We start from the raw sequence: 14932 nt of genomic DNA, 5'->3' as shown, positions 1-14932 counted from the left end.
AAGGCTGTTTTTTAAGAAGCTACTAAACACTATAATCTTTCGAATGAACTTCTAATATTAAACGATTTGAAGAAACCTTATTCAATATTAGATATAAGATTCCTCCTACAATTGGAATAGTATAGGCTGGAATATAGTTTAATAATATACCTGATAGTGCCATTGCTATAGGGAGCATCATTTTACCTATACTTAATCCAATGCTGAGTACTCTCCCTCTATATTCATTTGGAATCTCTTTTTGCATGAAACAAGCTAATGGTATATCAATTAGAACTATAATTAGCCCTAAAAAGAACATAACAGCACAATACGTAATAACGTATACAAAACCATTTACTTCAAAACTTTTGAATAAAACTGGAATTCCTGAAATAATCATAAAAACTGCCAACATAAAACTTAACTTTTTTAAAAGATAGGAGTAAGAAAAACGATTAGTTATCTTTTTTACAAGTATTGCACCAACTATCATCCCTACTGGAAAAGTCCCTTGAATCATCCCAAATTGTTTAGAACTTAGATTGAGAACCGTGTTAATAATGTATGGCAATGGAACAGTTACTGCAAAGCCTAAGAAGAAATTAAGTGATATTAAAATACTAAACGTATTCTTTAAGCTTTCATTTTCAATTAAGTAAGAAAATCCCTCTTTTATATCTTTGATAAAATTAATGCCTGTTTGTGAACATTCCTCATTTATGTTGCACTCGAATAATTTAAAGTGAATAAACAACATGGATATGCCCGAAAGAATAAATGAAATACCATTTATAATAATAAAAGTTTTTATATCTAAGACAACAAAAACAATGCCACCTAGCATAGGACCGAGAATTAAAGATACAGAATCGATAATTTTACTTATAGAGTTAATACTCATAAGCCTCTCTTTAGAGACGATATTTGGTTTTGCGGCTTCTAATCCTATTCCAAAAAATGTTGTAAATACCGTCATAAGAAAGGTAGTAGTATAAATGATGAATAAGTTTAATCCATACTTGCTGCTGAATATATAAACTGCGATTAATACCCCTCCATTAAGTAGATCCATACAAACAACCAGCTTCTTTTTATCAATCTTATCTGCGATTACGCCGGCAAATGGATTCATAACGATCATTGGAATAGTTCCTAATATGAGCGTGAGCGCAAAATTAAATGCTGATCCAGTTATTTGTAATACATATAACCCTAATGCAAAATTATAAATAGAGGTACCAAATAATGATATTGTTTTTCCGATTGAATAGAGGTAAATATTTTTAAACTCTTGCGTACTTTTTTTGTTTTGTAAATGTACTTGTAAACTTTTCATAATCTTTACACCTCGCTTAAATTTGTATTACATACAGTGTAATCTCTTGGGTAAACCCAATATCAATATGTATTAATTAAAAATTTTTAAGGTGAAATAAAAAAAGATGGGGCTAACCCCATCTTTTTCCGAAAAATGAATATGTATAAATTTCTTCTCCTTGAACAAAGAAATCCTCGTATTTTCCGCCTCGTTCCAAATAACTTGAAGTTCTTTCATCAATGGATTGAAACTGTAGATTTTGGATTTCTTTCGTTACTTTTGAAAGTGTAAAATTTTCTCGAAACCTAGTTGTAATTTGGCTGTTTATGCTAAAATTTTTAAATAAAATAAATAAACTTAATAAAAAACAATCAGGTTTTAAAAGAGAATTTAATTTGTGAAGTAAAAAATTTTCATGCTCAAAACTGTAATTACTAGTACCAGACTGATCAATTACAATATCAACAGACTGATTCTGAATAGGTATATTTAAAAAATCAGCACAGATAAAGAGGATGTTTCTTTTCGGATTGCTTCTCTCTAATACATCTTTTAAAAATAGCAGTTTATTCAAATCTCGATCAACTGCAATATATAAGCAATCTTCGGGTAGTTCTTCATAAATGTTTCGCAAAAAGAACCCAAGACCCGATCCTATATCAAGTAGTATTTTGTTATTTAAATCTAATTGTATCAGTTTCTTTTTCGCCCATTCTCCTTCTCTATGCATATTTTCCAAATATGCAGTATCAGTTTCATGAATATAATCCGAAATAGAATCTTCAAGTGAAGTTCGCTCATATGCTTTAAATAATTTACCAGCTGTCATAATCCCTGAAGTAATAATGTATTCTTCACCACAGTTACAAATTAACTTCCCCTCTGTAATTTGATTGCTTTTAATAATTCCATTTTGAAGAATTAGGTTTTTGCTACACTTAGAACATATAAGTAAATGAAGTATGCTTAAATCTATCCCTATAATAGAATTCGAAGTTTCATTTGTTAGAGATAAATCATTTAACACTTCTTTTAATTTATCTCTTCTCTCCTCTAAAATTTGTATTTCTTGTTCAATCTTTTCGTATTTCAATTTAAATAAAGATTGGTAAAAAGTATCTTTTTCGTAATTCATAGATTTCGCTAAATTTTTATAAAGAAAAAGTTCTTTAATTTCATTCAAGCTAAATCCTAGCCATTTGTACTCTAATATAAGCTCTACATCTTTTTGACAATACTCATCAAAAAAATAGTGGCCACCCTTCTTTTCAGGAATAATTAGTCCGAGATCCATATAATGTCTGATTGTATCTATACTTAGATTATTTATCTTTCCGAATTTACCGATTTTCATAATATCACTACCATTATAGTATTTTTTTATAAATACTTCTTTTTTTATAGTAGAAAATCCTTTTATCTATACATTATTATTTATGATACGGGGATGATGTAATGAAGGTTTTATATAATAAAAAAACCCGCGAATCATTCACGGGTTTTCTTTTTAATAACTAATTGCTATTGTACCTTCACCGGCATGAACAGCAAATGAAATTGGTAATGGATACAGTTTGAAATCCATTTCAGGGAATGCTTGTCTTATATCTGAAATCCATTCCTCAGCACCATCTTTATCATTAGCATGGAACATATGGAGTACTTTTGGTAGCTCTTTCTCAAGTTCATTTTTAATGTATTCTCTACACTTTTGGATTTTGCGTACTTTCTTTTCAAGTAAAAGTTCCCCACCTTTTACTTCCAAAATTAAGTTGACACTTAATAAACTTCCAAGTAAAAATTGAACTCCTTTTACACGACCACTTGCATATAGACCTTTCAAACTCTTTGGAAATACATGAAAAGGTCTTCTTTTTTCATCTACTAATGTTTTGTGTATATCTTGTAAAGTCATACCATCATTGTATAACGATTTCGCTTTTCTAATTAGTTCATCCATTGGATAACTTGTTGTTTCACTATCTAAAACAGTTAAATGGAAACCTGCCATTTCTGCAGCTAGCTTCATATTTTGATATGTTCCACTTACTTTTCCGCTAATAGCGACTGCGAATCCTTCTTCGTATTCTTCTTTACATTTCGTAAATAACTCTACCATTTCCCCAATGTTAGGTTGTGATGTAGTGACAGTTTTACCTTCGTTTAACGCATTATAGACGCGTTCACGAACACCTTCTTCACAATCTTTGTACGGCACTCCATCAATAATAACTTCAATTGGGATAACAAAGTTATCTCCTTCTGTTGTAAAACTCGCAGTTGTACTATCAGTAATCCAAGCAACACGCTTCATGTTGTTCCTCCCTTAATTCTATTCCTCTTTTCTGACTTTTCTATATATTTATATTATAAAAAGAGAATATCCCTGTAATAGTAACAGGACTTTCTTATTTTTGCTATAGTAGATGAATATTAAATGTGAATATTTTTTGTCTATTTCACAAATAAAAAAGAAAATCAGGATATTTCCCCGATTTTCTTTTAATACTACATTATTTAAAGGTTTCATTATCTAAAATTACAACATAATCATTGGTCAATCGCCCAGCTTCTTTCGTATAACTGACAAGTCGTTGTATGTTATCACAGCAAATTTTCGCTCCCCATACGAGTAACGGTACACCGATAAAGTCGATGTGTAACCTTCTAGAAAACAGACCACCTAAAGTCATTGGTAAAGGAACTGTTGGTGATGTATTAGAAAAAATAATCTTTTCATGGCTTTGATAATGTTTTTGCAGAATCTCTCCTAAATGCTTCATCGCAGGTACAACGACTTTTGATGCCCCGCATCCAATTGTATATACAGGATTCCCATATTCATCTTGTCCATGAAAAATAATTTTTCCCATATCTTCTGTTTTCAATTTATTAAAGTAATCCACATTTAAAATTTCGTCTTTCGTTAACTTCCGATCAGTTGGTAATTTATTTAGATGATAAGCTGCAGCGAGTGAAGTTGTATGTGTTCCACCGAAGTCTGTATAGATAAAAATCATAATATCATCCCTTATTATAAAAAGTTCAATGTTAATTAGTATCACCATTCAAAAGATTGTTAAACAAGGGATGAATTTTTTATACTTTTTGTGTTAATTCATTATATTTCTTCCAAATATAATATCGTCTACTAATAACAGTACCTAATGTGATACATAAAAAAGCATTCGTTACAATCATTAATGTATAGGGCGTACTGCCAGAAAACATGCTTTGCTTAATCACAATTTTTGCACCTAAAATAACAAGGAGAATAATTGTACTTAACCAATTTCCTTTTCGTAATACATGACCCGTTTCACTATCTAACCGAAATGTTAAAGCTTTGCCTCTTATAATTCCAAGGCCCAATCCAATTCCAAGCATTGCAACGAAAAGAAGTCCTTGCAATAAAGTTACTTGCTCCATGTGAACAATGGATTGAATTGTTACATAACACAATAAAGCTGGAACGAGCCAAATACGATTAATTTTTATTTTACGTTCTTTCCCTTGCATTAAAACGATAATAAAAATAACAACGATAATATCCAATTAAATCCCCCCTATTTACTCACTTCCCTTTAAAAATTATATTCCCCTTTCTTTATTCCATACTTGAAATACAATAGCTCCTTTTAATTGTAAAATATGGAATGTGATTCCCCCTCAGTCTTAAGCATTATTTATAAAAGTAAAAAGACGTACTTTTTACTCGTACGTCTTTTAGTACCTTTATTCAAAACAAGTACATTCTTTATGAACTCGTTTAAACTTTTAGTTATTATAAATCAAATGAAGATTTTTAATTGATGGCTTATTCCATTAACTAAAATATTTTTCAAAGCAGATACAATCATGAACCCGTTTAAATTGTTTTCTTATCTCTTCTTTATTTTCACCTGTGTAATGAGCAAATGTTTGAACCGGATATAACTGTTTTATATTACTATTTATTACATCTTTTATTTCGTCTGTATGGTCGGAATAAACGTGTAAATATGAATCTACGTTTACAAAAGCATTTTTTTCATACCATCCATGAACCCACAGATTGTCCCTAGTCCATGCTTCCAGTCGATTTAGCTTGAGTTCTTTAGCTATCTTTTCTGCTTCATTTAATAGTTGATTACCAATTCTCCTTCTGCGAAAATCGGGATGAATTGCAATATGCCAAATCATACCGCCAAGACCAGTTCCTCTTGAACAAACAGTACGTTCTTCTAATTCGTATTCAATATCTATTAAACCCACTATTTGATCTTCGTGTACAGCTACTAATTCAATAGCAGGATTTTCATATTTTTCTTTCTCTCTAAATACATTATCATAATATGCTGTATCTAAAAAAGATAACGCACGACAACGTACCCAGCCTATTTCATCGTCTTTTTTATACGCCCTAATCTTAATATCCATGTAATTAAAAAGCTCCTTCTATTTCTGCCATTAATTTTTCAAGTTCTGCCCTTTTATTTGATGGAAGAACTAATGTAATTCCTAGGTCTGGGTATACGGCCGAGCGAAAACTCACGCCTGGATGATATCCCATTCTGTAATATTTAAAAATATCGTTTTGTTTTTCCTCAATCCATATTCCATAATCGTAAGACTGAGTATTCACCAAAATGTGAGGAGTTAAAAGTAACTTCGTATACTATTGGCTTAATTTTATAATTTTCTCAACCACATCCTTTGTATTGATCATGCGACCCTCATAGTCCAATAGTGTTCCTCCACCTAATTATTTTTCAATATATAGATGGAAGAACCCTCTTATTACGTGCCATTAATTGTAAAAAAAAGAAAAATTATTTCGAATCTATTGATTCAGTTGAATATACCTTGGACCTTGAAGGTAATAAGGTAAACGCACACAATATAATAGTAATAAATAGCATTACCAATACTCCTACAATGACTACAAGTTGTATAGAAGTGAATTGAGTTGCAACGCCGAACAGAATCGTTATAAAAATGGTTATTGCCGCAATAACAAGCCCATATATACTTCCGATCCGTCCCATCATATGAACAGGAACATTATTTTGATAAAATGTGTAAAATCCTGTATTTGCATATGCCATAGAGAAAGATAAAATAAAGAATCCGATAGCAGCTATTAAAAACTCATTTGAAAAAGCATAGACTAAATAACCGATTGCGATAAATAACGAACCCACTCCTATAAGAAATGAAGGCGCTAATTTTCCTGACAAAATTGTATTAGTTATTGCGCCTAAAATAAAGCCTGCCCCAGCAATACTAACTAGGAAACCATACTCACTATCTGTTAACAGTAAAACTTCTTTCGCAAACGATAGTTCAAGTGAATCCATAGCGGTAGCTAATACCATCATCCCCTGGAATAAGAAGTAAACACATACTATATACACAGATTTTTTACTAAAATTTAAAACTACGTTCCAATCTTTCTTTAATAAAATTAGAGACAATTTATCACGGGATGTATTAGGATCGTCTTTTTTATCAAGATTAGGTAAAAGTAATGTAATGAACCCCGATAACAGAAATGCTATAGCATTCATATATATTGCAAACTCGGGTGTACTCGCTATTAATAATACTCCCGCTACCGCTGGACCAATTAGAAATGCACCAGATCCTATTAAACTACGTAATGAATTGAAACGCTGTCTTTGCTCTACTGGAATTAATTTCGTCATATAGGTCATGGCAGTCGGTTCATAAATTGCACTGGCCATGCTTATAAAGAATACTAAGAGATAGACAATCCAAAGTGATGGAACCAAGGGTAAAATAGCGATAAATACTGCACGATATATATCGAGATAAGCCATTAACTTCCACTTATTTAAACGATCTATCATACTTCCTGACCAAGCGTTTGTAAATAAAGCGGCTAATGGTTTAATCACATATAAAGTAGCAACAGCTAAAGCTGAACCACCCATTTTATAGACAAGTATATTAAGTGCTATTAAGTAAATCCATGCACCTAAGTTTGCAATACCAACTCCAGACAATAGTAATATAGGATATTTCCAATCTTTAAGTAATTTTTTCACTTTAGGCCCCGCTTTCTAAATTGTTTTAAACCAATAAAAAAATCCCATCCCCAAGACTTAAAGTCTTAGGGACGAGATTTATCATCGCGGTGCCACCCTAGTTTATTAATATGTCGCCATATCAACCTTATCAGGTACTGCATTGTTTTCATGCTTATACCTTAGCTCTATAACGAGAGCTCCCGTCACACCACCCCCTCGTTAAAGGTTCTGATGTGCTGCTCAGAGGCTTGGTTCAATAAAGAATTTTTACTCCTTTTCAGCTAAATGGAGCTCTCTGTGAAAAATTCATTTATTTACTCTTCTCATCATCGCATGTAATTTTATCCATATTATCATAGAGGTTTTATATTGTAAATAATTAAAAAGAATAATCAGTTTTTTGATAAAAGAGAACATCCCCTGTAATTTTGTTGCTTAATTTATTATTAATATAAAAAATACAGTGCGTGAAATTACTTGTATTTCTAACAAAAAGAGCCTGTAGAATAATAGGCTCTTACAAAATTCTATATTAATTTGCACTCGCTTCTGCTAATGGTTGTAACGGAGGCTCTAAGTCTAACTTTAAAGTCGCGCCTTCTTGTAAATCTTGTCCTTTTTCAATACTTTGACTCGTCACATAGCCCGTACCTGTCGTTTTTAAATCTAATTTAAATAATTTTGATAAATACATAACATCACGCATTGACCAACCTTTTAAGTTAGGCATTTTCACATTATTTCCTACTAGAAATATACGATCTCCTTCACTTATCACCTCATCAGCCTGTGGATATTGTTTTATTATCTTCCCTTCTCCTAATAATACTGGCTGAAGTTTCTCTTTTTCTGCAATATTTTTTACTTTATCCATCGATTGGTTCACATAATTTTGTGCTTTTATTTGAGATTGTTTTGTTGCATCTGCCATTTGTTTTTCTGTATATGGTTTCACCTTTAAATATTCTAAACTATTTTTCATAACTGGTTTAAAAATTTCAGCAAGAGGCTGAGCGCCGTACTCATCCCCCTTTAAATTCGGTTGCTTAATGGCTAAATATACGACTAATTGTGGATCATCAATCGGAGCCATTCCTAGAAATGAAAAAATGTAATTTTCCTTTCCTTCCATATATCGTCCATTTTCAGGATTTGGAATTTGTGCTGTTCCTGTTTTACCACCAATCGGATAACCATCAACTTTATACATCGTTCCCGTTCCTTTTGATGAAGTTATTACACGCTCCATTAAGTTCCTTACCTTATCTGCAGTTTCTTTTTTAATCGGATTCCCTATTTCTTTAGGTTGATTTTCCATAATAACTTGATTGTTTGTTGGATTTACAACTTTATCAACAATAAATGGCTTCATCATTTTCCCGTCATTCGCTATTGCTGTAGCAGCTTGTACTAATTGAATAGGAGTTACAGTTGAACCTTGACCGAAAGAAGTAGTAACTTGTTGAATCTGTGTGTTTAACAATAATGTATTTTTACTTTCTCCAGGTAGATCTATGCCTGTTTTTTGATTGAATCCAAATTTATTCATATACTTCTTAAAGTTGTTTGGCTTCAATAACTGATCTTCTAAAATAGAAAAGCCGACATTTGATGATCGTTCAAACCCTTCATCAAATGTAATAGAACCCCATCCATAACCACCATTATGGTCTTTAATTTCTGCTGAACCAACTGCGTATTTTCCTGATTGGAAATATTCTCTCCCGTTATATACACCTTCATTAATTGCTGCAGCTAATGTAAAAACTTTCATTGTAGACCCTGGCTCGTATGCGTTTGCAATTGGATCATTTAAAAAATATTCAATGTCTCCTTTGTTAGGATTATAACTAGGCTTACTAGACATAGCTAAAATCTTACCTGTTTTTGGATCCGCAATAATACCTACTAACATAGAAGGATCATAGTGTTGCTGTGCTTTATTCATCGCTTCTTCTAAAAAACTAGCAATTTGTTTATCTAATGTGAGATATACGTTATGCCCATTTTTAGCAGGTTCTATTTTTTCTATATCATTTGTAAGCGGAATTCCTTTTCGAGTGCCTACATATGAAATATTTCCATTTGTAGAGCGCAAATATTTATCTAAACTTTTTTCAAGACCAAATTTCCCTTCTGCATTGCCTTTATCATCTGGTTTTGCAAAACCTAGTATATAAGAAGCGAAATCTTCATTTGGATATACTCTGGCTTTTTCAGTTTTAAAAGATACACCTGGTATTTTTAAATCTTTAATTGTTTCCTTCACATTTCTAGATAAATTCCGACCAATTTTACCAATTTCAACTTGTGTACGTCCTTCATGGAAGTTTTTCATGATTTCCTCTTTATCAACTTCAAGCGCATCTGCTAATCGTTGAGCAGTGTCTTCTTTATCTTTTAATTTATCTTTTCCCTTTAAATTTACAACGATGCGATATGTTGTTGAATCTTGAACTAATACTTTCCCATTTTGGTCATAAATTGTACCACGATTTGCTTCCAGAACTCCATTTTTGTTATGTTGTTCATTCGCAAGATCCTTTACATTAACATTATGCACGACTCCTACAGCTTGAATATAAAATATACGTAAAAGCATAGTAAGAAACAAAACAATAAAAGCAATCATCATATATCGAGCGCCTTTATTCGTTTGAAGTTTATGCATACTTATCTCCTTTCCTTTACAATTTATTAATGCAAATATGCGCTTTTTTATTTTAGATACTATATTTTTCGAAGTTTTTTTAGTGAATTCCTCTAAAACGATAAGAAAACAATCTATGTTGCCAATTGTTTCTTATCGTTTTATGTTTTTAAATATTAAATACGGTAAGTGAAATTTTAGAATCTTCAAATAAAAAGAACCTACTTTTTGTAGGTTCTTAAGTTTACGATATGTGGTTATATTTCGCTAAAAAAGGAACTCGTTTTGCTACTAGTGCATACATTTTGAAAATAAAGTTTGCTAACGGTTCAAATATACGTGTACTTTGCATTACTAATCCGCTTGTAATAAATGTTAAGAACGCAGCACCAAGTATATCTAGAGGATAATGAACACCTACGTACATGCGTGATACACCGACTAATATTGCCCATATAAGCGCGATATATTTAAGTTTTTCTCCTCTAAGAATAAATGCGAAAGCAATCGAAAATACAAGTACGGAATGATCACTTACAAATGATGAATCTGCTGCATGCGGTACTAATTGATTTACATGATGTGTAATAAAAGGACGCGGATGATAATATACCGCATGTATAAGAACATTTACTAATAATGCAATACTAACTGAAAGTGTCGTATATAACACTGTATATTGTTTTCTGATTGCATTCTCTTTCTTTCCATTATTGAACCATAGGATAAGCATAAATAAAATAGCTACATATGGAACACTATTTGTAATAGCGATCATTAGCGTATCTAATAGTTTGGATGATCCAGCAAAATTATTAATCCATTGAAATACTGTGTAATTCATATTACTCTCTCCTTATTCTTTCTCATTGTACTTTAAATAAAGATACAAGTGTTCTTGACTTACACAGTATACAACATTAATATGAAAATGGGCTTAAACTTTTCTCATCTAATTCTCATTTTGCTACTATTAATTTGACAATCGTGTAACTATTTACACGTGCTAAATATGTATAAAAGTTATAAAACATTTAAAATAGTATGGTAAACACTCTATGTATGAATATAATACTTAACATGTTCATTTAAATATACTCGCTACGAAATCATATTTTCATTTCATACGAAGGGCTATATTACCGAATTGTTCTCCTTGCTGCATTCGATTTAAAGCTTGAATTGCTTCTTCTAATGGATATACTTTATCAATGATTGGTTTAATATTATGTTCCTCTATAAAATGAATCATCTCATTAAATTCCTCACTACTTCCCATTGATGTTCCCATAATATCGATTTGATTATAAAATAATGCTCGTAAAGGTAATTCAATTTTATCTCCTGAACTTGCACCAAAATTAACGATTCTTCCATTTGGTTTTAATATATCAAAATATTTTAAGAAAGTTGCTGGCCCTATACTATCTATAATTAAATCTACTTTTTCGCCATGTAAGCACTCTTCCCAATTACCAGAACTATTAAAAGAAAAGTCTGCTCCATATTTTTCTGCAGCCTTTCTTTTGCTCTCTATCCTTGAAGTAACACTCACCTTTGCTCCGATTGCTTTAGCAAATAACATAGCATAAGTAGCTACACCACCGCCAATTCCCGGAATTAGAACATGTTCTTCGGATTTCAATCTACCTTTTGTGAAAAGCGCTCTATATGCAGTTAATGCCGATAAAGATAACACACCCGATTCTTCCCACGAAAGATAGGATGGCTTTTTCACTACATTTTCAGCTGGCAGAATAACATATTCGGCAAACGTTCCATCTGCTGGTCCACCTAATACTTCAGGTAACTCTGGTATTTCATGAGTATTATTCCATCCAATACTAGGATTTATAATAACCTCTGTATGTAGTGTGATATTTGAAACACCTTCTCCTAATTCCGTAACAATACCTGCACCATCTGATCCTAAAATTAAAGGTAATTTCATTTCTCTTCTATTATTTATTATAAATAAATCACGATGATTTAAACCTGCTACTTTTAATTTCACTTTAACTTCCCCAACATTAGGAGTTATCTCAGGTGATAATTTATATTCTAAACCTTTTAATCCTTTTTTATGTTGATGTACAATAGCTTTCATTAATTATTCCCCCTTAATACTTTCAATGTACTAGAAATATCGAAGTAAATACAATAATTTGATTACTAAGCATCAAAAAAGGAGGAAATACAAAATGTATTCCTCCTTTTAAAGGGTTTTTTCAAAAAGAAGTTTCTACCTTTAACTAGTAATGAGTAGCATAAGGAAATGTAATCGTAACAATTGTTCCTTCGTTTTCTTTACTCTCTAATTGAATATCTCCGTTATATTTTTCTACAAGCCTTTTTGCTATAGATAGACCTAGACCATTTCCACCCTGTTTTCGACTTCTCGCTTTATCGACTCTATAAAAACGATTAAGAACAAATGGTAAATCCTCTTCAGGTATTCCCGCTCCATGATCTATTATGCGAATTTTAACTTTTCCCGATTGTATACTTGATTCAATGCAAATATACTTATTAACTTCTTTTGCATATTTTACTGCATTATCCATTACAATAATAATAACTTGTTCTAAGTAAGATGATGGCATTGAAACATATGCTTCATCTGCATCCAATTTCATATCAAATTGAAAGTCAGTTTGAAGTACTGCAAAGTTTTGTGTAACTTGTTTTAATACGCTATTAACATGGACTCGTTCGACTGCTATTGGATGCATCTGTTCTGATTCAGCTCTTGATAGCTCTAGCAATTCTGAAACTAATTTATTTAATCGATCTACTTCTTTTAGACTGGATTGAAGAGATTTATCCAATACTGCTGGATCATTTTTCCCCCATCGATTCAGCATTGATAAGTGCCCTTGAATAATTGTTAATGGTGTTCGTAATTCATGCGATGCGTCTTCTACAAACTGTTTTTGCTGTGTAAAAGAAGTTTCTACCTCATCCATCATTTCATTAAAAAGAATCGATAATTTTGCGAGTTCATCATTATTTTCTCGTACTGGAACTCTTTCATTTAGTCCGTTTTTCTTAATACGCTTCATCGTATCCGTTATGTTTTGGACACTTGATAAAAGCTTTTTCGTTATAAGTATCCCGCCTAAAAAACTAAGCACTAATCCACATATCCCGGCGATAACCATTACCACTAAAATTATTTTTAATAAATGATCAAATGTCTCTAAGTTTTTCGCAAGTTCAATAGTTCCTGTAAATTCTTTTGTTTGAATTGGTATTCGTTCAATTAAAATTCGATCTTCTATCTGTCTTTTTATAAATGATTCATCTTGTGAAACCATTTTTGGTTCTATCCACGCTTCATTAAAATCTCGCGAAACAGTAACAATGGATTTTCCATCATTTCCTATAATACGAATCATTTGATGTTTATCAATCATATTGTTAAGAAATTCTTTACTGTTTTCAAATGTTTTGCTCGAGAGTGTATCATTTTTATCTTGAAAATATGCTGCTATTTCTGTCACTTGTCTGTTTATTTGTTTCTGTTCATAATCTATAGTCCACTTATTAATTACAATGAATTGTAACGCGCTATACAAAATAAACAATATGAATACAAGTGTAGTGGACCAAAGTGTTAACTTCCACTTTATAGGTAAATTTCGAATTCGGTACATAATGTTTTTTATCATTTCATTATATATCCAGCACCGCGAACTGTTTGGATATATTCCTCCTTATCTACACTATGTAACTTATTCCGTAAATAACGAACATATACATCAACGATATTTGTCTCAACCATTGCATCATATCCCCATACTTGGTCAAGTAAAATATCACGGGTAAGAACTCGATTAATATTTTTCATAAACATAAGCAGTAGCTCGAATTCTTTATTTGTAAGTTCGATTTCTTCATTTCCTTTAGTTATAGTTCGAGATTCAATTTGAAGCTGTAAGTCTTTAAACGTAAGATAAGATGTGTGCTTATGCTCTATATTTTCTTCTCTTCTAAATATAACTCTCATACGTGCTAAAAGTTCTTCAATCGCAAACGGTTTTGGAAGATAATCATCAGCTCCACTATCTAACCCTGTCACACGGTCCATAATACTATCACGAGCAGTCAACATAATAATAGGTGTGCTTTTAGTTGCTCTTAGTCGACGACATACTTCCAGTCCATTTAATCCTGGTAACATTAAATCAAGTAAAATGAGATCATAACTATTTTCAAGTGCTGCTTCTAATCCCTTTCTTCCATCAAGTTGTATATCTACTTTATATCCTTCGTACTTTAATTCTAATTCTAAAAACTCTGCTAAGCTTTCCTCATCTTCAATAATTAATATATGTTGCAACGATACTTCCTCCTATACGATTAAATGAATAAGCAATCCTATTCCGAATATAACCGCAATGAATTGATGTACTTTTCGATACATCTTCAATTTTGTTTTCTGATTAGATTTCTGTAAAACAAATCCTGCAATCCCTAATGTTATTAAGGCTAAAAGAGAAAATATACCACTGTATATTAGTATAATATGACGACTTCCTTTTATTAAAAAGTAAATACCGTGAGTAGTCGCAACAGCTATTACAGCGTATCCAATTAATACGTGAAACTGTTTTATAAAAAGATATAGCTCTTTAATTATTTTAAATCCGTGCATATTTTTCTTCTTTAAAAATAACCATATTTGACGTAACAACCATAATGATGCAGCTAGAATTGCCCCATATTCACCGAAAGAACCTAATTTCTTATTTAACCCTTTTACATTTAATACATTCCCGTACAAAACATTAATAAATAGCAATGCTACACTGCAAATAATAATAGTAATACCTATTATTTTAACATACATATGAACATATTTATTTCTTAGTATCTTATCCATTTTTTATCCCCTTACTTATAAAGGCTTTGTAACAAGCAGTGTATCAAATAAAAAAGAAAGGAACA

At 31.5% G+C, this 14932-nt stretch carries 13 protein-coding genes, 1 pseudogene and 1 other annotated feature; all 14 genes and pseudogenes read right to left on the bottom strand.

Going from position 1 to position 14932, the window contains the following annotated elements; genetic code table 11:
* Positions 1-22: 22 nt before the first annotated feature.
* Positions 23-1318: an MFS transporter gene (locus ACTFQM_RS02370; protein ID WP_440033326.1), complete on the bottom strand. Its 1296-nt coding sequence runs from the start codon at positions 1316-1318 to the stop codon at positions 23-25.
* A gap of 112 nt (positions 1319-1430) precedes the next feature.
* Positions 1431-2654, bottom strand: a complete 1224-nt coding sequence (locus tag ACTFQM_RS02365) for a methyltransferase domain-containing protein (protein WP_440033325.1) — start codon at positions 2652-2654, stop codon at positions 1431-1433.
* A gap of 153 nt (positions 2655-2807) precedes the next feature.
* Complete coding sequence (locus ACTFQM_RS02360; RefSeq protein WP_025149091.1) at positions 2808-3614, bottom strand: DegV family protein; 807 nt, start codon at positions 3612-3614, stop codon at positions 2808-2810.
* A gap of 199 nt (positions 3615-3813) precedes the next feature.
* Positions 3814-4320 (bottom strand): DUF3189 family protein, encoded by a 507-nt coding sequence (locus ACTFQM_RS02355; RefSeq protein ID WP_400529682.1) that lies wholly within the window; start codon positions 4318-4320, stop codon positions 3814-3816.
* 79 nt (positions 4321-4399) lie between these two features.
* The gene (locus tag ACTFQM_RS02350; RefSeq protein ID WP_440033324.1) at positions 4400-4855 is read right to left on the bottom strand and encodes a DUF1453 domain-containing protein; all 456 of its coding nucleotides are present in this window, start codon (positions 4853-4855) and stop codon (positions 4400-4402) included.
* 270 nt (positions 4856-5125) lie between these two features.
* The gene (locus ACTFQM_RS02345; protein ID WP_400529678.1) at positions 5126-5719 is read right to left on the bottom strand and encodes a GNAT family N-acetyltransferase; all 594 of its coding nucleotides are present in this window, start codon (positions 5717-5719) and stop codon (positions 5126-5128) included.
* 4 nt (positions 5720-5723) lie between these two features.
* Positions 5724-5957, bottom strand: a pseudogene (locus tag ACTFQM_RS02340) (penicillin-binding protein); the annotation flags it as partial.
* A 154-nt stretch (positions 5958-6111) separates the two neighbouring features.
* Complete coding sequence (locus ACTFQM_RS02335) at positions 6112-7350, bottom strand: MFS transporter (RefSeq protein ID WP_440033323.1); 1239 nt, start codon at positions 7348-7350, stop codon at positions 6112-6114.
* 64 nt (positions 7351-7414) lie between these two features.
* Positions 7415-7671, bottom strand: a binding site (T-box leader).
* A gap of 193 nt (positions 7672-7864) precedes the next feature.
* Complete coding sequence (locus tag ACTFQM_RS02330) at positions 7865-10003, bottom strand: penicillin-binding protein (protein WP_440033322.1); 2139 nt, start codon at positions 10001-10003, stop codon at positions 7865-7867.
* A gap of 223 nt (positions 10004-10226) precedes the next feature.
* The gene (locus ACTFQM_RS02325; protein ID WP_002172170.1) at positions 10227-10826 is read right to left on the bottom strand and encodes an undecaprenyl-diphosphatase; all 600 of its coding nucleotides are present in this window, start codon (positions 10824-10826) and stop codon (positions 10227-10229) included.
* Positions 10827-11099: 273 nt separating this feature from the next.
* Complete coding sequence (locus ACTFQM_RS02320; RefSeq protein WP_440033321.1) at positions 11100-12089, bottom strand: zinc-binding dehydrogenase; 990 nt, start codon at positions 12087-12089, stop codon at positions 11100-11102.
* 145 nt (positions 12090-12234) lie between these two features.
* Complete coding sequence (locus ACTFQM_RS02315; RefSeq protein WP_440033320.1) at positions 12235-13653, bottom strand: HAMP domain-containing sensor histidine kinase; 1419 nt, start codon at positions 13651-13653, stop codon at positions 12235-12237.
* Positions 13650-14324, bottom strand: coding sequence for a response regulator transcription factor (locus ACTFQM_RS02310; RefSeq protein WP_440033319.1), 675 nt, complete (start codon positions 14322-14324; stop codon positions 13650-13652). Before ACTFQM_RS02310 ends, ACTFQM_RS02315 begins: the two co-directional genes overlap by 4 nt.
* 12 nt (positions 14325-14336) lie before the next feature.
* The gene (locus ACTFQM_RS02305) at positions 14337-14867 is read right to left on the bottom strand and encodes a hypothetical protein (protein ID WP_440033318.1); all 531 of its coding nucleotides are present in this window, start codon (positions 14865-14867) and stop codon (positions 14337-14339) included.
* Positions 14868-14932 lie beyond the last annotated feature (65 nt).

Source organism: Bacillus cereus group sp. MYBK30-2, from assembly GCF_051915945.1.
GTDB lineage: Bacteria > Bacillota > Bacilli > Bacillales > Bacillaceae_G > Bacillus_A > Bacillus_A paramycoides.
The sequence above is the reverse complement of the archived record's forward strand: the minus strand, read 5'-3'. Positions and strand labels throughout refer to the sequence as shown.

Excerpts from the sequence above, each read along its gene's own strand:
- ACTFQM_RS02305 (WP_440033318.1), bottom strand. The coding sequence starts at position 14,867 with ATGGATAAGATACTAAGAAATAAATATGTTCATATGTATGTTAAAATA.
- ACTFQM_RS02320 (WP_440033321.1), bottom strand. The coding sequence starts at position 12,089 with ATGAAAGCTATTGTACATCAACATAAAAAAGGATTAAAAGGTTTAGAA.
- ACTFQM_RS02360 (WP_025149091.1), bottom strand. The coding sequence starts at position 3,614 with ATGAAGCGTGTTGCTTGGATTACTGATAGTACAACTGCGAGTTTTACA.
- ACTFQM_RS02345 (WP_400529678.1), bottom strand. The coding sequence starts at position 5,719 with ATGGATATTAAGATTAGGGCGTATAAAAAAGACGATGAAATAGGCTGG.
- ACTFQM_RS02330 (WP_440033322.1), bottom strand. The coding sequence starts at position 10,003 with ATGCATAAACTTCAAACGAATAAAGGCGCTCGATATATGATGATTGCT.
- ACTFQM_RS02355 (WP_400529682.1), bottom strand. The coding sequence starts at position 4,320 with ATGATTTTTATCTATACAGACTTCGGTGGAACACATACAACTTCACTC.
- ACTFQM_RS02325 (WP_002172170.1), bottom strand. The coding sequence starts at position 10,826 with ATGAATTACACAGTATTTCAATGGATTAATAATTTTGCTGGATCATCC.
- ACTFQM_RS02365 (WP_440033325.1), bottom strand. The coding sequence starts at position 2,654 with ATGAAAATCGGTAAATTCGGAAAGATAAATAATCTAAGTATAGATACA.
- ACTFQM_RS02370 (WP_440033326.1), bottom strand. The coding sequence starts at position 1,318 with ATGAAAAGTTTACAAGTACATTTACAAAACAAAAAAAGTACGCAAGAG.
- ACTFQM_RS02315 (WP_440033320.1), bottom strand. The coding sequence starts at position 13,653 with ATGATAAAAAACATTATGTACCGAATTCGAAATTTACCTATAAAGTGG.